This is a genomic window from Colidextribacter sp. OB.20, from assembly GCF_009911595.1.
Classification (GTDB): Bacteria; Bacillota; Clostridia; order Oscillospirales; family Oscillospiraceae; genus Lawsonibacter.
In genome coordinates this window covers 1-20,954 of record NZ_QWKG01000064.1, presented here as the reverse complement: position 1 = coordinate 20,954, position 20,954 = coordinate 1, and the positions used below count along the sequence as shown (strand labels likewise).

The following is a 20,954-nucleotide window of genomic DNA, read 5'->3' as shown; positions in this document are numbered from 1 at the left end:
CCAGGGAAGCTTGTTTTATACCTCGATTGTGCTGGCCCCCCGGAGGTGGGACTGGGTATAGAGGATGATGCTGTCCCCCTCCTCCAGGACCAGGCTGCCGTTGGGGATCAGGATTTTCCCCTTCCGCTTGACCATGACGATAATGGTCTGGCGGGAGATGTCCAGCTCACGGATGCGCTGGCCGTTCCAGGGGTTGTGCTTGCGCAGGACTATCTCCTTCAGGTCGATGTGCCTGTCGTCTCCTATGGCGGCCGCGCCCAGGACCAGGGTGTCTCCGGACAGAAGGCCCACGTCTCCCCTGGGAACCACAACCTGTCCCTCCCGCTGAATGGCGGCCACGATGATGCCTGAGGGCAGGCCCAGGGACTGAACCGTCTGGCCGGACCAGCGGTCCTTCTCGGTGAGGTGGACCTTGATGAAGTGGACCTCGGCCTCGTTGGCGTACTCGCTGATGCGCTTGATGCGGGAGTACTGGTCCACAAAGCCGGCGGAGATGATGCCGGTGGGAATGGCTACCATGCCAACCCCCAGGAAGGTGATGACAATGCTGAACAGCTTGCCCATGGAGGTGACGGGGTAGATGTCCCCGTAGCCCACGGTGAGCAGGGTGGACACCGCCCACCAGATGCCGGAGAAGGCGTTGGTGAACACCTCGGGCTGGGCCTCGTACTCCAGGCTGTACATGCACAGGCTGGAGGCCAGCATGAGGATGATGATGATGAACACAGAGGACATCAGCTGCTGGCGCTTGCTGTCGATAACCTCGGTGATGACGTTCAGCGAGTCGTAGTAGGCGTTGATGCGAAACAGGCGGAAGATGCGCACCACCCGGAACATCCGGAAGGCCACCGCCCCGGAGGGGAAGAAGATGGGCAGGTAGTAGGGCAGGAAGGAGAGCAGGTCCACCAGCCCGCTGAAGGAGGTTATGTACTTCCAGAGGGCCCTGGCCTCCGACAGCTTGGGGTTCAGGAACCGGGCCGTCCACAGCCGCAGGCAGTAGTCCACGGCGAAAAAGGCCACGGTGACCGCCTCGATGCTCAGCAGCCAGCCCCCGCAGACAGCCCGGAGCTCCTCAAAGGTATAGAGCACGCTGATAACCAGATTGACCACGATGGAGGTGGAGTTGACCAGGTCATACAGCCTGCTGATCCGGTCCTCTGTATAGCCCACCTCGATGATCTCAGATACCCGCTTTCTGCGGTGCAGCCAGATGTCTTTATCAGCCATAGCATGAACCACGCTCCCGACACGGTTTTCTCCCTCACTACACTTTAACAGCTCCTTGACGGCGTTGTCAATCTATTTTACGGAAAACTTACAGCCGGCCCGCGGAAAATATGGTTCCGCGGGCCGGGGCTGTCACGTCCGGAAGGACTGAATTTCTGACCAGACGGCCTGGGCGGTCTGGTCCACCAGGCCGAAGCTGACGTGGGGGTTGTAGAGGGCCTCCAGATCGTCGTGCATGGCCTTGGCCTGAGCCAGAGAGGACACCGCCTCATCCACCAGGGCGGCGGATACCTTTTTGGCGAAGCGGAGCCGGGGACGGGCGTGGCGCAGCACCTCGCTGTCTGCCGCCGTGTCCAGCCGGATACGCCGGTGGGGCGCCTCCGGGAGGGAGAGGGGGGCGGAGACGGTGAGGAACGCCAGCCCCAGCTGGGGGATCAGCAGGTGAGCCACCCGGTCGGGGGCCATGGGGTCTGGACAGACTACCGCGTTGTAGCCGTTGGCCGCCGTTCCGGCCAGCAGCCGGATGAGCAGCTCGTGGGCCAGGCCGCAGCTGTCGGTCAGCTCATAGACCCGGCCGCACTGGGTCAGGGCGGTGTCATACAGACACAGCGGCCCCCGGTGGGTGACCGCTCCCAGGAAGCGCTGCTTGATCTGGCCGGGTAGTGCGCCCTTCTGCCGGGGAATCTCCCGGGACAGGATGCCGTGGGCCCGCTTGGCCAGCTTTTGAGTCAGCGTGTCGGTCAGCAGTATGGCCCGCTGATCCTCCATAATCTCGGCGGCGGCCCCCAGACAGCGGTAGGCCCGCTGGTAGCAGCCCTTGTAGCCGGCCATGCAGGACATGATCTCCTCCCGCAGCGGCCACAGAGCCTCCTTGTCGTAGCAGTCTCCCATGTTCACATAGCGCTCCACCGCTCCAGGAAGTTTGGGCTCCACCACATGGGGCGTTGTTCCACAAGGACACTTTTAGGGGACAAGCTATTTGAAGATATGGCGTAACTGCTCAATTTTTACAACCAAATAGAGAGGGTTAAAAACACTTTATGCCTTGGCCAAATCCGTGGTTCTTTGCGGATGACAGAGTTACCAGCACAGCACAGACTTTTAATATATATTGGCATATTTGGCTTGACTTGATGCTCAGAATTCGATAAGCTGTTTTATAGAAGTGCCCTTACGGATTGGAGGCGGTCACCTTGAAATTACTGGACAGGCCGGAATATCAATTTTTAAAGACTGACCCACATCTTGGGAGACATATCATTTTTCTCACTTACGGGGGCAGCTATGCCTACGGAACCAATGTGGAAGGCTCTGACATCGACATTCGGGGCTGTACTCTGAACAGCAAGGCGGACCTGCTGGGCATGGGCGATTTTGAGCAGGTGGTGGACACCGGGACGGATACCGCGATATACGCTTTCAATAAGCTGTTTACTTTGCTCATCAGCTGCAACCCCAACACTATTGAGCTGTTGGGGTGTAAACCTGAGCACTATCAAGTGCTCAGGCCCATCGGAAAGCAGCTCATTGCCCAGCGGAAGATGTTTCTCTCCCGCCGGGCGGCTGACTCATTCGGCGGCTACGCCAACCAGCAGCTCCGCCGCCTGGAGAATGCTCTGGCCCACGACGCCTACCCCGCTGAGGTAAAGGAACGGCACATTATGGGCTCCTGTGAGAACACCATCTCCACGTTCCCGGAGCGTTACTGCAGCTTCACTCCGGAACAGATTAAGCTGTCCGTGGCCCAGGTGGATGGTGAGCCCCAAGTGGTGGCGAATATCCGCATGGAGCAGGTGCCCCTGCGCACCCTCACCGGTATGGTCAGCGAGCTGGTGGAGATCACCAGGAATTATGACAAAATTCACCACCGGAACAAAAAGAAGGATGACGCCCATCTGAACAAGCACGCTATGCATTTGGTGCGGCTCTATCTTATGTGTCTGGATATCCTGGAGAAGGAGGAGATCGTTACCTGCCGGGAGGCGGACCATAATCTGCTTATGGACATCCGAAATGGCCGCTACCAGAAAGAGGACCACAGCTTCAATTCCGCCTTTTACGATCTGCTGAACGACCTGGAACGGCGGCTGGATTACGCCAAAGAACATACTTCCCTCCCGGAGATGCCCGACCTGGCTCGGATTGAGGCGTTCAAGATGGAGGTGAACGAGAGGGTGGTGCGGGATGAATTTTGAGATGCCTGACGGGGCACGGCGTATCCTCCAAACGCTGAACAGCGCAGGCTTTGAGGCGTATCTGGTGGGCGGCTGTGTGCGGGACCTGCTGAGGGGCGTGGAGCCCCACGACTGGGATATCTGCACCTCCGCCCGTCCGGAGGAGACAGAACATTGTTTTGCCGGCCACCGGATGATCGAGACCGGGCTGAAGCACGGTACTGTCACCGTGCTGGAGGAGGGCGAACCCTGCGAGATCACCACCTACCGCACCGAGGGGCCCTACTCCGACAGCCGCCGCCCGGACTATGTAGAGTTTGTCTCCAGCCTGGAGTCCGACCTGGCCCGGCGGGATTTTACCATGAACGCCATCGCCCTGGGGCTGGACGGCGGTCTGCGTGATCCCTTTGGCGGCGGGGACGATATCCGGGCCAGGCTGATCCGCTGCGTGGGGGAGCCCGTCCAGCGGTTTCAGGAGGACGGCCTGAGGGTGATGCGGGCCCTGCGGTTTGGGGCAGTATTCGGCTATGAGATTGAGGAACAGACCGCCCAGGCTATCCATGAAAACCACCACATGCTGGAGCATGTGGCGGCAGAGCGTATCAATGTGGAGCTGTGCAAGCTGCTGGTAGGTAGCAAGGCTGGAGAGATTTTGCGCCAGTACCCCGATGTGCTGTGTGAGTTTTGGCCGGAACTGGGGCCGCTGGTCACCCTGGAGCAGAATAACCCCTGGCACTGCTGGGGCGGCTGGGAGCACACCATCCACACGGTGGAGGCAGCTCCGCCTGACCTGGTTCTGCGGCTGACCATGCTCCTCCACGACATCGGCAAACCCGCCTGCAAATCCACCGATGAGAATGGAATCGACCACTTCTACGGTCACCCCGCCATCAGCGTCAAGCTGGCCGATCAGATGCTCCGGGAACTAAAATTTGACAACAAGACCCGGGAGCGAGTAGTTACCCTGGTGGAGCACCACGATGTGCAGATCCCAAACCGGGACCGCTCCATCCGCAAATGGCTGGGCCGTCTGGGGCCGGAAACCTTTTTCCATCTGCTGGAGGTCAAGCGGGCGGATGGGATGGGACAGGCATATGAGCTTGTAAAAGATCGTCTGGCGGAGCTGGAGAAAATGAAAACAAAAGCGGAAGAAATTGTCGCTCAGGGCCAGTGCTTTTCCCTGAAAGATCTGGCGGTCAACGGCCGGGATGTGATTGCTGCGGGGGTGGCGCCTGGACCGGAGGTAGGACGGATGCTGAACGGGGTGCTGGGACAGGTACTCGACGGATTAGTTCCGAATAACAGAGAAGAGCTTCTTTTGTTGATCACTGATAAACAGCCCAATCAATCTAATTAAGTGAAGATTTAAGGATACAAGTAGTTTCAATAATTCATAAGAAAGATTTTGCAATTTCCAGCTCTAACCTTATGTAACTCGGCAAATGGTGGCAAAGCCTTGATTTTCAGGCGTTTCCGCCATTTGCCGTTCGGGAGAGTTTTTTGCATATCTCGGCGTATCCCGGCGTGACTTTGCGCTGAAACGTAGTACGGAAGTAGTAAAAGCGGCCTGCCGCTTCTTTTTTACTACTTTACTACGCAGCCAGCCGCTCCATCTCCGCCTTTACGGAACAGGCATCAACATGGGTGTAGTAGTCCAGCGTCATGGTGATGTTGGCGTGGCCCATGATGTACTGCAAAGCCTTGGGATTCATCCCGGCGTTTGCCATACGGGTACAGAACGTGTGCCGCAGGGAGTGCGGGGTAATGTTAGGCAACTGCTCCTTATGCTGCTTGTTGTACTTCCTCACAAGGCCCCTAATCACGGCGTTATAGTTCATGCCTACTTTCGGCGTCCCGTCCTTTTTGAGAAACAGGAAATTGGTATAGCCGTCCACCGTGATGGTGGCTTTCTTGCCCCGATTCTTCAGCACTCGCTTTAACGCCCGGTAGACCGGCTCACTCATAGGGATTTCCCGGTAGCCGTTCTTGGTTTTGGGCGTTTCGATGTAGTAGCCGTTTTTGCTGTCCCGCAGGAGTTGGTGGTCTACCTGGATCAGCCGGTTCTTAAAATCAAGGCTCGTGGTCAGCCCGCAGAACTCGGAAATGCGAAGCCCGGTTCCCAGCAGGATGATAAGCTCATCAGCGTACTTCTGATATACCGGGTCATTCTGTGCGAAGTCAATCAGGCTTACCTCCTGTTCCGGCGTCAGTACAGTTTTCTCACCCCTGTCATCATCCAGGACTTTGTTCAGGGCAAAGCTGAACGGGTTCTTGCGAATACAATCGTCCTCGATGGCGATGAAGAACGCGGCCCGGAGGGAACGCTTGTAGTTGCTGATGGACTGGAAGCTAAAGCCCTTTTCCCTCATGCGGATGGCCCACTCTTTGGCGTCGGAGGGCTTTACTGCGTCGATGCTTTTCCCGCCGAGAGGGTCATCCCGCAAAAGGCCCATCAGGTATTCCCGCTGTTTCTTGGTGCCCCGCTTCACATCCGCCCGCTGACTGTTCTGCTTGGCGTAGAGCTGGCAGACGGTCATTTTTTTGCCCACAGTGTCGATGCCGTCCGCAATATCCCGGTTGATCTCCTTCTCCTTCTCACGCAGGGAAATATCGTCCCGCTTGCCAGCCGGGGTCTTGTCCGTGGCTACCAACTTCCAGGCATAGACGAATTGGGGCTTGCCGGTGCTGTCCGTGTACTTATATGCGTATCTCCCGTCTTTTCGCTGGCTCTCTCCAGTTCTTAAAATGCGGCCTTTGTTGTCGCGCCGTTTTTCCGCCATTGGTAAAACTCCTTTCCAAAACTGGAACGAGCCTTGATACGACTTGAGTATATTTTATCATATTTTCGGCTCAATACAAATCTGCGATTAGATCACATCCAGAGAGTCAATGACCTTTTCAAACTGCTTGCGCTTGATCTGGATGCGGTTGCCGTTCATTATCAGCCAGTTGGCGTCCGGGTTTTCCTCCGCCAGTTTCCGCAACTTCTTTTCCCCGATGCGGAAATATTTGGCCGCTTCCTCTATGGTCAACGTGTACTTCTCCCAAATGGGCACGTCAGGATAACTCATACCCGCGCCCCTCCTTTCGGCGTGACCACATATTCCATACCGGGGCGCTGACCGCAGTAGACGCAGACCTCTTTTTCAGCCTGTCCCGGCGCGGCCTCCCGCAAAACAAAAGCGCTTGTGCCGCGAAAAGCGTCAGCACAAGCGCCGCATAAGCAGAGTGTCAGTTTCGGAGGTACGGGTTCGATCAGACCGATGCTGACCGCCAGGGCGTGGTTGATGCCCCGGATATGTTTCTCGTCCAGTCTGCCGATGTAGCTGGACAACCGCTGCTTGTCTATGGTGCGAATTTGCTCCAAAAGGACAAGCGAGGGCTGTGCCAGACCGTTCCCGGCGTCCAGGTAGTAGTGGGTGGGCAGCTTGGCCTTGACGTTGGCCTTGCTGGTAACGGCGGCGATAATGACGGTGGGGCTGTACTTGTTGCCCACGTTGTTCTGGATGATAACGACGGGCCGGGTGCCCTTCTGCTCCGAGCCGATCCCGTGGCCCAGGTCAGCGTAGTATAAATCGCCGCGTAAATATGTCCTGCTCATGGTGTTTGACCTCCTCATAAAGATTAGACGGCCTGCGCCGTCTATGTAGGAGCCGGACAGCATGACATATCAAGGTTGGCGGAGCATAAACACTCCCGTTTCCATAAACCTGTCCTGCTGTCCGGCTTATATGAAAGCAAGCCTATTTGTCCGCGACACCCCGGCCCGCTATGGGAAATCATCAAACGGCTGGTGGCGCGCCTAAAGGCATTTCCTTCGGGCACCAGCTCCACGGGAATTTCACCCCCGCATGGTTCTCATGCGGCTGTTCTCATTGCCTGCGACGGCTTCACGCTGGAAAACGCTATCACGCTCGGACTGTGACTGAACAGGAGTCTCATTGTCCCCATCGCCGGTCGTGGCCGTACCGGGAGCCGCCCGGTATTTCATGGCCGCTGGTTCTCGCTCCATGCCGGACGGCAGACCGTGGACGAAATGATAGTTTGGCATCCCGCTGTCGGCGTCCGGCACATCCTGGCGCAGCGTCAAAAGAGGCTTGCGGCGATGGGATTGTGCTTGATGAATGGGTATGAAGTTGTCAAAGGTCAAACCCATTCACCGCATAAACGAGGAACAGGTGAAAGGCTTTCCATCGCCCTCCACCTGTTTCCTCACTCAAACGCTAAAAGTGTAGTCACTCTTGAAAAATTTCTTTGAGATTTTTTAGAGCTATATCCACGCTGAATTTCACAGCCCTTTTTGTGCATCCCTCCATATCCGCAATTTGTTCGTATGTAAACTCCCCAAAGTAGTACAGCACCAAACGGCGGCGCTGCTTTTCAGGTAGTTTAGCGATTGCCTGATGCAGCTTGTCCACTTCCATCCGCTGAGAAACGGCTTCCTCCACGCTCTCCTGGGGCTTTGCGGCCCGCTTGTTCAGAGTCGCTTCCGTCACCTCGGATTTCTCATAGTGCCTGTCCACTTCGTTGAAAAAGGAAAGATCGTCCAGCTCAAACTCGTTGAACGCATCGAACAGGGCTTTGTCAATCTCCATCCAGCGTTTTACCTTGCTGTCGTCTGTAAACGCCAGAAAGTAACGCGGGTGGGCGGTGTTGATGCCAGCGGTATATATCTCATAAGGGTTTTCTTCATCCCTCCGGCGCTTGGGCCGGGGATCAAGGTTTTTGGGATGGCTGTCTGCCATTTTCATTACCTCCAGTCTGAATTTTTGAAAATTCAGACTGGAGGCGGGCCACGGCACATGGGCCATTTCACGCCAAAATGTAAACTTTTTCGATTTTCTGCCGATGCGGCTTGCCTGTGGATAGTTTCACAGATAAAACCCGACAGCCTTTTACAAAATTCCCCATTATTCGATAGGAGATTTTGTAAAAGGCTGTCGAGGAAAAAAGGGGCGCAAACAACCGCAAGGCTGTTTGCGCTTTTTGCAAAAAATGTGGAGGTGGGGCTTGTCCATGCTGCCAAACAGAACAGTCCGGCGGTGCAAAAGGCCAGATCATCGGTTATCACCTGTTAAAATAAAAAAAGGTGTCAAGGGTTGCACACAGCTCCCTTGACGCCTTTTTAGCGGGATTCTTTGATTCAAAAACGAAGTTGGAGATTATCTGTTTATAAAATTATGAAATGTTTTGTTTGCGCTTGATATAAGAAATTATCGTCTATCTCATTATCGCCTGCACAATGAAACGCTGGTTGCGCCAGCCAGTACAGGTCGATAAAGTCAGCACCCTTGCTGCATTCTCCAACTCCACATCAATCGGATAGAGCGATTCCGCCACAGCTTGATTGATATAGTCCGTCAGGCTGTTGTTGTCCTCGAACTCCAACCGATAAGCGTTGCCGCCTGCCTCCACTCGCCGTACTGAAAAAATTGGGCAGACATATACAGCGTCCGACGTGGCTACGGTCAGCGTTTTATGCCCCAAAAAGTAGTCCTGTGATTCATATTGTTTCAATAGGCCGAACATTTTTCCGCCTGACCCGTTATGCCCATAAACAATCAGGTGAACGCTGTCCTCGTTGGTGCGGTAGTCCAGAAATAAGCTGCCGAGGGCATTTTTATTTCCGTTGGGCAGGTGGTTCAAATAAAACTGATTGTCTGTGCCGAGCATGACAGGATAATCCAACGGTGTATCCGGGATTTGGAGCCAGATGGCGGCATCAGAATACTCGTCAACAAAATGGGATAGACGCAAGGACAGTTCGTGAGGGATTGGCAAGATAGGTTCACATTCCTGATCCTTTGGTACGGCGGGTCGAACAGGGGATGTCATTGGCGGAGAGTGTATCACAGAGGCTGTGGACAGCAGCTTATCCGTTTCCTCTATCTGCTCATAAAACTCATTCCCGCATTGCAGTTCCGCTAATCGTATTACCAGCGCCGTACCAAAGATGATAAAAGTAGTCAAGACCAGGATGTAGAAGCATCGAAACCCTTTACTCTTTTTCACGCTTTTTTTGTCCCAAAAATCGGTATAATGTCATCGCCGCCAGCACAATTCCTGAAAGTAGAGTGCCCACAATCAAAAGCTGTGTATGATCGCCTGTTTGCGGGATATTCGGGTCGCCTGTTGAGACACCTCCACTGCCGGGGGATTCGGGAGTGACAGATTCGCCGGGTGTACTTGGTTCTCCGGGGATGCCTGGTTCGCTGGGGGTGCCCGGTTCGCTGGGGGTGCCCGGTTCGCCGGGAGTGCCCGGTTCGCTGGGGGTGCCCGGTTCGCCGGGTGTACCCGGTTCGCTGGGAGTACCCGGTTCGCTGGGGGTGCCCGGTTCGCCGGGTGTACCCGGTTCGCTGGGAGTGCCCGGTTCGCTGGGAGTGCCCGGTTCGCTGGGGGTGCCCGGTTCGCTGGGAGTGCCCGGTTCGCTGGGAGTGCCCGGTTCGCCGGGGGTGCCCGGTTCACTGGGAGTACCCGGTTCGCCGGGGGTGCTGGGATTGCCAGGATTCACAGGTGATGGGGTATTTTCGATAATTACATTGGGATTTCCTTCCGATCCCCCGTAGGTTCTGGAATTTAACTGATACCCATTTGGCGCTGCCGTTTCTTTCAGCCAGTAGCTTTGGCCTTTTATCAGCCCCGAAAAAGTGATGGTTCCATCCTGTCCGCTAATACCTGTTTTAATCAATGTCTGGCAATCTGCATCTGCATACAGCCCAATGGTTGCCCCGGCCAGAGGTGTTGTGCCTCCACTGATTACTTTATTGACAGTTAATGCCCACTGCCGCTCTTGCTCTGTAATACCTGTGGCCTGATAATCCGCTGTAAGCGTTACTGATGTACCATCGGGCAATGTTACCTTTGGTTCATCATTTACTTGAGCAGGAACATTTATAGTCATAATCCCACCGCCAGGGCGCTGAACATAGTAGGTTGCTCCACGGCGGATTCCCGGAAACTTGACTGTTCCATCAACGGAAACTGTTACTTCCTTGGTCGGTATCGGGTCAATTTGTCCAGTAGGGTCAAATGTGAATATCTTCACTTTCTCGCCTGCCATCGGGATGCCGGATTCATTGACCAGCCGGAATACAATATCGGTTGTATGGGCTTCATTCGTCAGTTCCAGTTTCAGCTCCGATTTTGCCGCGCCCGCTGTAATCAGCAAGCCGCTGTCCGTTTCACTTACACCGTTAGGGAGGGGAACGCTCCATCCAAAGGCACTGCCGTATCCGGGAATACTTTCGGTTTCCACCAACTCATAAACCGCGCCGGGTTTTACCTTAAAAGACAGCTTTCCTTGGCTGTCGGTTGTCCCCTGGGCAAAAGGCAGGCCCCTTGTATTGCTGTCGCTGTCCCATTGGTATAACAGGAAGGACACGCCGGAAAGCGAGGCTTGCGTTTCACTGTCGGTCTTGACAATGGTAATAGTGGCTTTCCGAGCGGCAACGCCGCCTCCGCCTCCGCCGCCACCGACGGAGGCGCTGTTGTTTTTGTTGCCGCCCAGCAGAATGGAGCCGCCATCAAAGCGGACGCTGTTGCTGTAACCGCCCGCCTGATGGTCAATAATATCCGCCGTATAGGTCAGCACGTAGGCTTCCCGGCTATCGGCGTTGATAGGAAGCTGCACGGTAAAGCTGTTCGTATCCGGGTCGAAGTTGGTGATTTTCAGCGGTTGACCATCCCCAACCTTTTCATAATTGGGTTTCTGTCCGCTGACCGCTGTTGTTCCAGTCAGGGTTGCCTTGTAGAAAAGCAGCGTATCAGTGTCCAACTGGAGCCTTTTGTCCAGCGTGTCCACAAGCGAAGGATTTTCCGGGAGGGCAAGGTGGTATGGGTTAATCAGCACCTCATACTGGATCAGCTCCTGCTTGCTGTCTGCCGTACTGCTTTTGACAAGACCGTGATTGGAAAAGTTCTGCTGGACGCGGTGAGAAACCTCCGCAAATTCAACTCCGTCCGCCGTTCCGTTCATGCGGATGGTGTTCTCCACCACGACTGGCTTATCACCGCCGAAGCCTAAAATCTCCGGGTCAACTTTGGTATCAAACGTGACTGTTGTCTTTCCTGTGACAGTACCCAAATTGATACTCAGCGTTTGACCATTCACATTTGCTGACGTGCCCGAAATTTCCGGGGTGGTGCCGAGGGAGTTCTCTACATAGCTCAAGCCTTTGGGCAGTTCATCCGTCAAGACCACATCGGCCATAGACAGCCCCGCCGCGTCCACCTCTACTGTCCATTTCATCGTGCCGCTGGCATAGTCATATACCGGCGCTTTCTTGGTCAAGACCGCGGCACTGACATTTGCTGTGCTGTCGGCGCTGGCGCTTCGCCCGGTGGTGGACTGACTTCCGAGAATCATATCATTTGTTGAAATGGTGTTTTTGAACGCTGTTTTTGCTGTGTTGTTTGCAAAAATACAGGGATCACATACTTTTGTGGTGTAAGTGAGGGTGATAGTTTTTGCGCCGATTTCTCTGACAGTGATCGTAAGTACCTGCTGACTGTATTGTAAATTTATAAGTGCTTTTTCAGCATCCGTTGGGTCGTTTCCATTGATTTTGATTGCAATATCAGTCGTGCCGTTCACCAGTTCTAAGCCGTGGGTGTGTCCGCTGCCGTTACAGGTCTGAGGGCCAATGGCGCTCAAATCATCTGTAAATGTACCGCTTCGGAGATTGGCCTTGTGGGGATTTATTGTCACCGTCCATTCAATCGTCCGATCATTTGCGTTATAACCGCTGTTTGACTTGACCAGAGGGGCCGTGCCGGGAGTTCCGCTGCCGTCCCCGCTGCCAACATCCTTTTTGGCGTTGGGTGTCGTATAATCCTGGTCGCCATAGTGGAACGTAAACCATGCGACATTGCTGCCCAGGCTTGTGCCGCTGTCGTACATATCCTCCGGCACATGGCTCTGATAGGTGATGGTGACAGGCTGGTCGTTCGTTGTAATTGGGGAAATGGTAAAATCGTTATTTGTTCCAGCTGTCGCTGTTACGGCTGTTCCGTTCACCTTTACTGATCCTGCCACCAGTGTACTGCCGCTGGGGAGCTGATCGTGAAGTGTCAGATTGTTTTCCGTTGCAAAATTAAAGCCGTTAGGCTTAAATGTAACCGTCCATTCAGTAGTAGAGCCGTTTCCGGGATTGCGGGTCGTTGTTCCCGTCTTGGTCAGCCATGTGGGTTGGGGAATCGTTACAGTGCTACTGCTGTTGATACTTAGACTGTTGAACACGCCATTTTCACTGGCAAATAAATCAGCGGCGTTCGTTACCTTCTTGCCGCCTGCGCCTCCCGGCAGAAGAAGATCGTCGTTGATAGAGGTTTGATAGGTAATTGTCAGCGGCTTTGCCTGATTTCCTTGCGTAGCCTGACCTGCGTTGAATTTCGTGCCGCCGAATGTCAAGGTTGTCTTGCTGCCGTCCTCTGACATTTCTACAAGCACATAGGTTTCTGCGCCTGTTGGAATAACATCACGGGAAGTATAGGCTGTAACCGTTTGACCGCCTATCGTCACACTGTTATTGACATAGCTGTGCAAGGAGGTATCAATGGTGTCCCGCAGTTCAAAGGGGGTGTCCAGGGTAACGCCGTCGCCCTCGGCGGGGTTCTGCCAGGGAGTGTAATTGATTGTCCAGGTGATCGTTTTGTCCGTTAAACTGCCGCCCTTGTTGATCTGCGCCTTTGCCGATACCGGCTCGTTTTCCGCATAGCCAAATTTGAGCTGTGTGTTGTTTTCAAACTTCATCGCGTAGAGGTTGCTGTTTCCGTCTATGGGCGTTTCACCTGCTGGTATGTCGTTTGCCCGATTGCAGTTTAGATAAAAATAAGCGTTATTCAGTTCACCATACTCTGACAAAATTGTGCCGCTCCCATCCGATTTTGCGTCAAATGTGACCCATGCGCTCTTGCCATCTGCATAGATTGCTCCAAACTGCTCCTGCTTTCCATCTTCTGTTTCTACTGTTAGTGGCGATCCGCCTTCCAAATGGGGCAGCACCAAATGGGGAGATACATCCAGGTAATATTTCGTTCCGGCTTGTATGCTATTGCATTGAGCCTCTGTAATCGTGTATGTATAGCGCAGGATCAGCTTATCATCTTTTTTTAGCAAAGTATTGTCTTGAACTGCTGCACCTACTGACTGTCCATCGGCACCGGCATAGTGGAGAGTTATGCTGTCAAATGTGACCATGCTGGAAAGTTTTTCCCCATTGTCCGCTGCCCGCGCCAGGGCAGGGAGAAAGCCCGTCAGCATAGACAGGCACAAAAGGAGTGCGGCAAGCCGTACTCCTGGATGGTGTTCGGATTTTGGTTTCCGTTGGAGCCGTTTGCCGCCCCGGCTGTGACGATAAAACATACCCATTTCATATCCTCCCCTTTATTTCAGCAAATGTTTAAGACCGTCCCATTTTTTTCCTTTGCGCCGCAAAAATGTTTTGTGTAATCTGCTCCTGATCGGCGTCGGTCAGTTCCAAAAACCGGCATCCGTATTCAAATCCATCCTCTCCCTTTTCAATGACGCGCATGACCTGGCTGAACATGGCGGATTCCGGCCGTTCCTCCAACAGCCTGACTTTCAGCAAAAACTTATCGCCATCATGGTATCGGTGTTCCGAGCTGATACAGGCTCCGCCTATGCTGATATTCAGCAGCTTGCACGGTTTTTCACCCATCGACAAACCGCTGAACATGGTGGCGGTGGCGTCCAGATTTGTGTCCAGGCGGAAAAAGGCGCGGTCGTTTCCAATCCGGCATACCTTCAATTCTGTAACTGAACATTTATTTTGCGGCAGGGGCGCAATCACGCCCTCCATGTAGACTGCCTTTCGATCCCGGTCGCTGTACCCGCGGATTCTGACAGGAAAGGGTTCCTCCTGAGAAAAGGCGGCTTCTGAATATTGATGTAATTCCGCCTGATTCCCGTGCAGGCCCATCAGTTTTGCCACGAAAAGCATACGGCCATCCATAGCCGTCACCTCTACACGCATCCCCGAATAGATTTCCAGCTCATCCTCGTCATCTTCAATCTTTCGGGGCTGTGTGTCTGGCTTCTTCTCAAATAACTTGAATAATTTCATACACTTACCCCCGGTTTTGTTCGCTTTTCAAATTTCCGCTTTAACTGTTCGTCGGCCCAAACGACTTGGTTGCGGCCACCTTTCTTTGCGTCGTACAGCATTGTATCCGCAATTTTTAGGTGAAGGTCATAGGCGCTTCCCGTTTCGGGGATCACAGTAACACCTCCTATGCTGACAGTGACCCACTGGGATACTTTCGGATTGTGCGGAATGTGTAAATCTTCTACGGCCTGCCGGATTTTTTGCAAATACTCAAACATTTTTCCAGAGGATTCACCCATAGAGATCGCCACAAATTCCTCTCCCCCGTAACGGGCCACGAAGTCTGTGCTGCGTTTCAAATGGGAGGAAATTGTTTTTGCCACGGCGGCGATTACTTTGTCCCCGGCTGGATGTCCAAATGTGTCGTTATACACTTTGAAATGGTCAATATCAAACATACAGACGGAAAAGGGGACTTGCAGGCGGGCTGCTTCATGCCATTTCGTCAGACTGTAACGGTCATATCTGCGGCGGTTTGCAACCCCAGTCAGTTGGTCGGTCATAGACTGTTCTTCGATCTGCCTGCGGTATCGGTACAGTTTGACGTGGGTGTTCACTCTTGCTTTGACGATCAGGGGAATATATGGCTTTGTAATATAATCCACGGCCCCTAAAATAAGCCCGCGCTGTTCATTTGCTGCGTCCGCAAGACTGGTAATCAAAATAACCGGGACGTTTTGAGTAATGATTTCCTCCTGCAATCTTTTCAGTAGTGTAAACCCATCCATTTCCGGCATTACTACATCCAGCAGAATGAGGGAAAAATCTTCATCGTGCGCTCTGCGCAGACCATCTTCCGCTGTCTGCGCAATGGCAACGTTATATTCGTCCTCTATGATTGCCTTCAGCTGAGTCGCTTGCAGCAGACTATCATCGACAATCAGTATTTTTTCCATAACTCCACTCCTTACTGTATTTGCTCAGGCTATCCTCAAAACAACTTAATTTCCCTTTTGTTGTTGAAGTCGAAGATGGACACAACATAGTTTCCCTTATGTTGTATTGAATCGGGAATTGTATCTCTAATTTATTGCAAAAACCTAAAAAGGACTGGAAATAGGCGCAAAAAATCAGACGAGATATGATAAATCGTATCCCGCCGGTTCTTTCGTATTTAGATTTGGGAAAAGGCTTGTAAAAAAGGTGGTTTTCCTGTATAATACGGATATGTATGGTAACTTCTTTTTGCCGAAACAACAACATAAGGGAAATTATGTTGTAAGGATCAATCCAAGCTGCTCCATTTGCCTGGCGTGGACAAAACCACTCTCCGCAGTATAAATACGGGTGGTAGTGACATTGGAGTGACCCAAAATATCCGCCAGCCGGGACAAGTCCTTTTCCAGCGAGTAGTACGTCCGGGCAAACAGGTGCCGCAAGTTGTGGGGGAACACCTTGTCTGGCTCCACTCCGGCGCTTTCACACAGAGCTTTCATATCCCGCCAGATATTGGAGCGATCCAGGGGCTTTCCCGTCCGCGTTACAAACACCGAACCCTCGGTGATTTTTTGTTTTTTCAGATATTTTTTCAGCAGCTTGCACAGCTTCCCCGGCAAAAAGACGGTTCGCCGTTTTCCCTTGTTGCTGACCACTGTCCGGCCCAGGGCTGCCGCTTCCACCGTGATAAATCGGAGTTCCGACACCCGGATGCCGGTGGCGCAGATTGTCTGAAGGAGCAGGGCCAGCCGCTCATTTCCCTGCCGCCGGGCCGCATCCACCAAACGGACATATTCGGCGCGGGTCATCTCCCGGTTTTCATCGCAGAAAAGAGGACGCTGTACTTTTAGCGGTTTGACGGACAGCTTTGGCCAGTCCATAAAATGAAAGAAACCGTTGACCGCTGCCAGCATAGAATTGACGGTAGCTGGGGTATAGGTGTCTGCCAAATGTTCTTTCCATGCGATTACAGCCCCTTTTGTAATTGGCTGCCCATTCAAAAACGCCATGAAGTCGTGAAGGTCATGAACATATTTCTTTACCGTGTTTTTGGCCCGTTCCTGCTCCTGGAGATGTGCTGCGTACTGGGCAATATGGTCGGCAGTGATTGTAAAAGCTGTTTCCTGAGTGAACATGGTAATAGTCTCCTTTGTATTCGATGCTGATAGTTTTCCGAATAGAAAGAAGGTTATTCCAAAGCAAGTGAATGTTCATTGTCATGCGGCTAAAAATGAACCGCCTCTCAGCGGCATACTTTCATCTTTGTTCCTTTTTGCGGCTGTATTTCCTTCTTCTCGCAGTTAGCTTTCCTCATTGCCGAGTATGCTCTCTTTTAGAGCCTTTCCCGCCTTAAACACAGGGACGCTCTGCGCCGGAATTTCCACAACTTCCTTGGTTTGCGGATTGCGCCCTGTTCTGGCTGCACGGTGCTTTACTTCAAAGACACCAAAACCAGTCAGCTTGATTTTTTCATCCCTTTTCAGACCTTCTGTGATTGTAGACAGCAGACTGTCCAGAGCAATGCCGCAGTCTTTTTTTGCCATCCCGGTCTTACCTGCCATACGTTCAATCAATTCTTGCTTGTTCATATTTCCTCCTATTCTGGCAAAGGGTGTATTCCTTTGCCAATAACATTTTGTGTATCCAGCACAGTAAAAAGCTGGACAAATCCGCATTATACAGTCGAATACCACGGGTGTCAATAAATTTGGCAAGAATAAAAGCATTGAGTGCGCCCACTTTCGATTTTCCTGCTTTGGTTTTATGAAATTAATTTTGAAATTAACTGTGCTGACAAAGAAGTTATTTATCATTACATTCTACCCAGCACCACCACTCGTAGCAACCCCCGCATTGCCCGCCGTTGGGCATATTCCGCCAGTTCACAAGCGTTACCAGGGTGCCATGCGTAAGCGATTAAACAGTCACTTGTGTCCACCATGTAGCGGTTGGCCCGGACAATAGCCAGTTTGCGCGGTACACGCTCCATTCCTGGAGGATAAAAGGAGCCGTCAAAGCCGCTGGGCGTCTTTTCAGGCCGTTCCGCCGGGTGGTAGGGCCGCAGGCAGACCAGCCGCACGTCCGGGCGGCGCGCCTTGGCCCGCTTCACCGCGCTTGCCGCCAGCGCGTCAAAACCGCCGTAGCGCCCCACAACAAACTCCCCCACGCCATACTCCGTGATATGCCGCTCCACCAGGGCGTCCAGCTCCGGGGCCAGACTGTCCGGCGCGTCCCGGTGGCCGATAAAAAAACAGGTTTTCTCCATCGCATGACCTCCTTGTGCCCGCCCGTTCGCCGGACGGTAGGTTTTCTTATCCTGTGGTTGCCCTATTATATCATTATATTGCCATAAATGGCAATTAGGCTCTCTAAATAATTTTCCGTTTTCGTGTTACCCTTTTAGCGGAAAGAGGGGTGCGCTATGGAAACGGAATATCGGGAGCAGTACATCCGCTTCGGATTGAAGGTGCAATACTACCGTAAATTGCTGGGGCTGACGCAGGAGGCGTTTGCGGATAAGATCGGGCGGTCATGGTCGTATGTCGCAAAAATCGAAAGCCCCACACGGGTCTTTGGCGTGTCGATGGAAACGCTGTTCAAAATTGCGGAGGCCCTGAACGTGCCCGCCTCAAAACTGTTTGAGGAATGAAAAAGCCGCCCTGGACGAACTGTTTCCAGTCAGTCCAGGGCGAAAATTATGCGTCAAGGGGTGGTCAGTAGGCTGGCGTCCCGTACCCGTAAATCTCATAGTGGCCTACGGCGTAGCGGTTCTCCCGGCAGCTATCGCCGGAGTTGCCCTCCACGGTGTAGACAAGGCCGTTCTCCACCTTCTCCACGATGCCTACATGATCGGCAAGGCCGTCTTGGGGGCCAGAGCTGCCCTTATTGTTCCAGTCAAAGTAGATGATGTCGCCGGGGCGCGGCTCATAGCTGTTGTCCTGCCATAGCCCCCGATCTTTGAACCAATCAGAGCCGGAGATACAGCCCGCTGTCCTGGGGATCACACCGGCGTCCAGATACCCGCACTCGTTGGCGCACCAACTGACAAAGCAGGCGCACCACTCCACGCGGGAGTTGAAGCCGTACCACGACCAATAGGGCTGACCTCCCACGTTGCCGAGCTGGGAGAGGGCCACCACCACGATCTCCCCGTCCCCCACGCCGATGCCGTATAGGGCGCTGCTCCACATACTGCGGTTTTCTTCAGCCAGTAATTCCGCAAGCTGCGCCCGCTGGTCAGCGGTGAAATTGTAAGCGTCCGCCATTTCATCGGCGGTCTTGTGGGTCACAGTGATATAGAGGGTCATTGTTGTTACCTCGACTTCTTCCTCAATGATATTGCCCGCTCCATCGTCCGTTTCAATGGTTTGGGTGGTGATAGCGGTTTCTGCGTGGCTACTGATCTCGTTCATGGCCCAAAATATCTCTTTCAACAGTTCCTTTTTGCCATCGTCCATCGTGGCGACTTCCTGGGGGTTGTCCGGGTCGGTGGTGGTCTTAACGGCGTATATCGCCAGCACCTCCGGCCAGACGGCGCGGGAGCCGGACATTTCAAGCGTATCGTAGGTGGTGCCATTTTTGATTCCTTCCAGCTTTCCCTCGTATTCCTGATTTATCTCCCGGACAACGGCGGGCATGGTCTGTCCTGTGCCGCTGTCCTCCCCGGAGAAGAAGATACCAAAACAGGAGCCGACAATCAAACCTATCAGGCAGATTATCACAATGGCAAGGATGGCAACCCATCCCCCAGCAGCAATAGCGGCCACAAGCGCCTTGACGGACGCAATCATGGCTTTTACTGTGGCGGAAACGCCCTTTGCGGCGGCTTTTGCGGTAGCAGCGGCGGTCTTGGCCGTGGCACGGGCGGCGTGGGCGGTCATTTTTGCCGCCTTTGCGGTGGCCTGGGCCGTTTTCTGCGCCGCCTTTGCCGTATGGTCTGCGGTCTTGATGGCGGTTTTAGACGTGTGCTGGGCGGTTTTCACGGTGCCCTTTGCGGTGCGCTGTGCCGTTTTGACCGTCCGCTGGGCGCTCTTAACGGTGCCCTTTGCACCCCTGCCAGTGGCCTTTGCGGTCTGCCCCATAGCCTGGGCGGGCCGCTTTGCCGCTTTTATAGACGTTTCCACGGTATTGACCGCCGTTTCCACCTGCCGGGGCGCTTTGGCGGCATCCTAGAGCTTTACCTGCGGTGGCCGATCAGACTGGACAGCCCGGTTTTTCACTTGCCGTTTCCGCTCGGCCCACTTTGCGGCCTGCTTCTTGGCAAAAGTCCGCCCACGCTCCACAATGGAGTTTGCGGTATCAACGGGATGTTCAACGTCAATACGGGCCGGGGGCCGCTCCGCTGTGCGCTCATACCGGGGGAGGGGCTGTCGCTCCGGGACTGTCCCGGTTCGCTGGCGTGGGAGCCGTCTATCTTGGGTGGGGCCGGTGCCCTGCCGGGGGAGCTGCCCATCCCTGGGCGGATCGGCGCGCTGGCGCGGGAGCCGTCCCTCCGGGGGTGTTCCGCTGTACCGCTGCGGGGGCTGGCCCTCCGGGGCCGCACCCTGGGGCGGTTCGGGGGCGGGGGCCTGTTCGGTGGGGGCGGTGTTCTCCCGGCGCTTCTCTGCCGCCCGCTTCTCCCGCTGGCGCTGAAACAGGTTCCGCCCCTGGCGTACCGCCATTTTTGTCCCGGACACGGCTACATTCGCCGTGTCGTGGGCCAGATCGTCGGCGGCAAACTCCACCTTATCCTCGGCGTACTCACTGGGGGTGGCCTGCCGGTCATCCATCAGGGCCGCAGCGTTCCGCTTGGAACGGATAAAGGCGTTTTTCATCCGCTGTCCTACAACGGCGGACTTGTCCAGCACTTTAATGTCCTTACCCTTTTCACGGGTCTTGATCTCTCTCATGGGCGTTCACCCGCCCGTCTTTTCATCCAGCGGTGTTTCAGTTCGGCGGGGGCCACATAGTAATCCCTGCGGCGCTGGCCCGTCCACTCCCGGCCCCCGGCCACACCGTCAAAGGCAAAGCCAGCGGCCCGCAGGGACGCTCCACTCTCCGATGCCAGTGTATAGGTGACAATGCGCTCATAGCCCATATCAAAACCGATGCGGCAGCAGGCCCCATAGAGCTTGGAACAGGCGTTGCCCGTCCCATCCGTACAACAGCGCAGAATTTCAAGGGTCAGCCCATCGTCCAGATACCGAGCGACGGGACGGCCACAAATGGCAACGCCGCACAGACTATCCCCGTCATAACAGGCCACGGCGAACTTGCCGCCCACGGGCGGGATGCTGTGCCGGTGATACCGGCCCACATAGTCCCTCGCGGCCCGCAGGTGGCAGGGCTTGATTTTCAATGGCATTTTCATACCTCCGTCCATAAAAAGAGGGAGACAGGCATTAAGCCCGTCCCCCGGAAAAGCGGCCCTCACCGGGCCGGGTTTATTGAATGAGTTACGTTATTCAATGAGTTATCACCTCCTACAATATAGTTACGGTATAAGGCACGG

20 protein-coding genes are annotated in these 20,954 nt (G+C 54.2%); 3 read left to right on the top strand and 17 right to left on the bottom strand.

Going from position 1 to position 20,954, the window contains the following annotated elements; all coding sequences use genetic code 11:
* Positions 1-15 precede the first annotated feature (15 nt).
* Together D1641_RS14750 and D1641_RS14745 are read right to left on the bottom strand one after the other, a co-directional pair.
* Positions 16-1,227 (bottom strand): ion transporter, encoded by a 1,212-nt coding sequence (locus D1641_RS14750; RefSeq protein ID WP_160667012.1) that lies wholly within the window; start codon positions 1,225-1,227, stop codon positions 16-18.
* Positions 1,228-1,359: 132 nt separating this feature from the next.
* Positions 1,360-2,163 (bottom strand): hypothetical protein, encoded by an 804-nt coding sequence (locus D1641_RS14745; protein ID WP_160667010.1) that lies wholly within the window; start codon positions 2,161-2,163, stop codon positions 1,360-1,362.
* A gap of 257 nt (positions 2,164-2,420) precedes the next feature.
* Here D1641_RS14745 and D1641_RS14740 point away from each other — a divergent pair, with 257 nt between their 5' ends.
* The gene (locus D1641_RS14740) at positions 2,421-3,422 is read left to right on the top strand and encodes a nucleotidyltransferase domain-containing protein (protein ID WP_243149408.1); all 1,002 of its coding nucleotides are present in this window, start codon (positions 2,421-2,423) and stop codon (positions 3,420-3,422) included.
* Positions 3,412-4,758 (top strand): HD domain-containing protein, encoded by a 1,347-nt coding sequence (locus tag D1641_RS14735; protein ID WP_160667006.1) that lies wholly within the window; start codon positions 3,412-3,414, stop codon positions 4,756-4,758. The genes D1641_RS14740 and D1641_RS14735 overlap by 11 nt, the downstream gene beginning before the upstream one ends.
* A gap of 235 nt (positions 4,759-4,993) precedes the next feature.
* Here D1641_RS14735 and D1641_RS14730 read toward each other — a convergent pair whose 3' ends face one another.
* The 12 genes from D1641_RS14730 to D1641_RS14675 form a co-directional block, all read right to left on the bottom strand.
* Complete coding sequence (locus tag D1641_RS14730; protein ID WP_160667004.1) at positions 4,994-6,181, bottom strand: site-specific integrase; 1,188 nt, start codon at positions 6,179-6,181, stop codon at positions 4,994-4,996.
* 87 nt (positions 6,182-6,268) lie between these two features.
* Positions 6,269-6,472, bottom strand: a complete 204-nt coding sequence (locus tag D1641_RS14725) for an excisionase (protein ID WP_120397126.1) — start codon at positions 6,470-6,472, stop codon at positions 6,269-6,271.
* The gene (locus D1641_RS14720; RefSeq protein ID WP_160667002.1) at positions 6,469-7,002 is read right to left on the bottom strand and encodes a type II toxin-antitoxin system PemK/MazF family toxin; all 534 of its coding nucleotides are present in this window, start codon (positions 7,000-7,002) and stop codon (positions 6,469-6,471) included. Before D1641_RS14720 ends, D1641_RS14725 begins: the two co-directional genes overlap by 4 nt.
* A 240-nt stretch (positions 7,003-7,242) precedes the next feature.
* Positions 7,243-7,551 carry a hypothetical protein gene (locus tag D1641_RS19205; RefSeq protein WP_201757383.1) on the bottom strand — a complete coding sequence of 103 codons (309 nt, stop codon included), beginning with the start codon at positions 7,549-7,551 and terminating at the stop codon, positions 7,243-7,245.
* 85 nt (positions 7,552-7,636) lie between these two features.
* Complete coding sequence (locus D1641_RS14710; protein ID WP_160667000.1) at positions 7,637-8,146, bottom strand: sigma-70 family RNA polymerase sigma factor; 510 nt, start codon at positions 8,144-8,146, stop codon at positions 7,637-7,639.
* A 475-nt stretch (positions 8,147-8,621) separates the two neighbouring features.
* Positions 8,622-9,413 carry a class B sortase gene (locus D1641_RS19540; protein WP_120396053.1) on the bottom strand — a complete coding sequence of 264 codons (792 nt, stop codon included), beginning with the start codon at positions 9,411-9,413 and terminating at the stop codon, positions 8,622-8,624.
* A complete protein-coding gene (locus tag D1641_RS14700; protein ID WP_160666998.1) occupies positions 9,400-13,770 on the bottom strand; it encodes a SpaA isopeptide-forming pilin-related protein in 4,371 nt (1,456 codons plus the stop codon). Before D1641_RS14700 ends, D1641_RS19540 begins: the two co-directional genes overlap by 14 nt.
* A 31-nt stretch (positions 13,771-13,801) precedes the next feature.
* Positions 13,802-14,485 (bottom strand): PilZ domain-containing protein, encoded by a 684-nt coding sequence (locus D1641_RS14695; RefSeq protein WP_160666996.1) that lies wholly within the window; start codon positions 14,483-14,485, stop codon positions 13,802-13,804.
* On the bottom strand, positions 14,482-15,423 hold the full coding sequence (locus tag D1641_RS14690; protein ID WP_160666994.1) for a diguanylate cyclase: 942 nt from the start codon (positions 15,421-15,423) through the stop codon (positions 14,482-14,484). Before D1641_RS14690 ends, D1641_RS14695 begins: the two co-directional genes overlap by 4 nt.
* A 315-nt stretch (positions 15,424-15,738) precedes the next feature.
* Positions 15,739-16,599: a tyrosine-type recombinase/integrase gene (locus D1641_RS14685; RefSeq protein WP_160666992.1), complete on the bottom strand. Its 861-nt coding sequence runs from the start codon at positions 16,597-16,599 to the stop codon at positions 15,739-15,741.
* Between the two features lie 165 nt (positions 16,600-16,764).
* Complete coding sequence (locus D1641_RS14680; protein ID WP_120395979.1) at positions 16,765-17,052, bottom strand: HU family DNA-binding protein; 288 nt, start codon at positions 17,050-17,052, stop codon at positions 16,765-16,767.
* Between the two features lie 224 nt (positions 17,053-17,276).
* Positions 17,277-17,729 (bottom strand): hypothetical protein, encoded by a 453-nt coding sequence (locus D1641_RS14675; protein ID WP_160666990.1) that lies wholly within the window; start codon positions 17,727-17,729, stop codon positions 17,277-17,279.
* A 156-nt stretch (positions 17,730-17,885) separates the two neighbouring features.
* Here D1641_RS14675 and D1641_RS14670 point away from each other — a divergent pair, with 156 nt between their 5' ends.
* Positions 17,886-18,113, top strand: a complete 228-nt coding sequence (locus tag D1641_RS14670) for a helix-turn-helix transcriptional regulator (protein WP_160666988.1) — start codon at positions 17,886-17,888, stop codon at positions 18,111-18,113.
* Positions 18,114-18,177: 64 nt separating this feature from the next.
* On the opposite strand, the gene D1641_RS19535 is transcribed toward D1641_RS14670, so the two are convergent.
* Genes D1641_RS19535 through D1641_RS14655 form a run of 3 tightly spaced genes read right to left on the bottom strand, consistent with a single transcriptional unit; the run spans position 18,178 to position 20,807 of the window.
* Positions 18,178-19,587 (bottom strand): CHAP domain-containing protein, encoded by a 1,410-nt coding sequence (locus tag D1641_RS19535; RefSeq protein ID WP_347707443.1) that lies wholly within the window; start codon positions 19,585-19,587, stop codon positions 18,178-18,180.
* Positions 19,588-19,632: 45 nt separating this feature from the next.
* Positions 19,633-20,352: a hypothetical protein gene (locus D1641_RS19530; RefSeq protein WP_160666986.1), complete on the bottom strand. Its 720-nt coding sequence runs from the start codon at positions 20,350-20,352 to the stop codon at positions 19,633-19,635.
* Positions 20,349-20,807 carry an XF1762 family protein gene (locus D1641_RS14655; protein ID WP_160666984.1) on the bottom strand — a complete coding sequence of 153 codons (459 nt, stop codon included), beginning with the start codon at positions 20,805-20,807 and terminating at the stop codon, positions 20,349-20,351. The genes D1641_RS19530 and D1641_RS14655 overlap by 4 nt, the downstream gene beginning before the upstream one ends.
* Between the last annotated feature and the right edge of the window lie 147 nt (positions 20,808-20,954).

What these genes read in the sequence shown, in the direction of transcription:
- D1641_RS14750 (WP_160667012.1), bottom strand. Translation starts at nt 1,227, where the DNA reads ATGGCTGATAAAGACATCTGGCTGCACCGCAGAAAGCGGGTATCTGAG.
- D1641_RS14735 (WP_160667006.1), top strand. Translation starts at nt 3,412, where the DNA reads ATGAATTTTGAGATGCCTGACGGGGCACGGCGTATCCTCCAAACGCTG.
- D1641_RS14730 (WP_160667004.1), bottom strand. Translation starts at nt 6,181, where the DNA reads ATGGCGGAAAAACGGCGCGACAACAAAGGCCGCATTTTAAGAACTGGA.
- D1641_RS14725 (WP_120397126.1), bottom strand. Translation starts at nt 6,472, where the DNA reads ATGAGTTATCCTGACGTGCCCATTTGGGAGAAGTACACGTTGACCATA.
- D1641_RS14720 (WP_160667002.1), bottom strand. Translation starts at nt 7,002, where the DNA reads ATGAGCAGGACATATTTACGCGGCGATTTATACTACGCTGACCTGGGC.
- D1641_RS14710 (WP_160667000.1), bottom strand. Translation starts at nt 8,146, where the DNA reads ATGGCAGACAGCCATCCCAAAAACCTTGATCCCCGGCCCAAGCGCCGG.
- D1641_RS14700 (WP_160666998.1), bottom strand. Translation starts at nt 13,770, where the DNA reads ATGGGTATGTTTTATCGTCACAGCCGGGGCGGCAAACGGCTCCAACGG.
- D1641_RS14695 (WP_160666996.1), bottom strand. Translation starts at nt 14,485, where the DNA reads ATGAAATTATTCAAGTTATTTGAGAAGAAGCCAGACACACAGCCCCGA.
- D1641_RS14690 (WP_160666994.1), bottom strand. Translation starts at nt 15,423, where the DNA reads ATGGAAAAAATACTGATTGTCGATGATAGTCTGCTGCAAGCGACTCAG.
- D1641_RS14685 (WP_160666992.1), bottom strand. Translation starts at nt 16,599, where the DNA reads ATGTTCACTCAGGAAACAGCTTTTACAATCACTGCCGACCATATTGCC.
- D1641_RS14680 (WP_120395979.1), bottom strand. Translation starts at nt 17,052, where the DNA reads ATGAACAAGCAAGAATTGATTGAACGTATGGCAGGTAAGACCGGGATG.
- D1641_RS14675 (WP_160666990.1), bottom strand. Translation starts at nt 17,729, where the DNA reads ATGGAGAAAACCTGTTTTTTTATCGGCCACCGGGACGCGCCGGACAGT.
- D1641_RS14670 (WP_160666988.1), top strand. Translation starts at nt 17,886, where the DNA reads ATGGAAACGGAATATCGGGAGCAGTACATCCGCTTCGGATTGAAGGTG.
- D1641_RS19530 (WP_160666986.1), bottom strand. Translation starts at nt 20,352, where the DNA reads ATGAGAGAGATCAAGACCCGTGAAAAGGGTAAGGACATTAAAGTGCTG.
- D1641_RS14655 (WP_160666984.1), bottom strand. Translation starts at nt 20,807, where the DNA reads ATGCCATTGAAAATCAAGCCCTGCCACCTGCGGGCCGCGAGGGACTAT.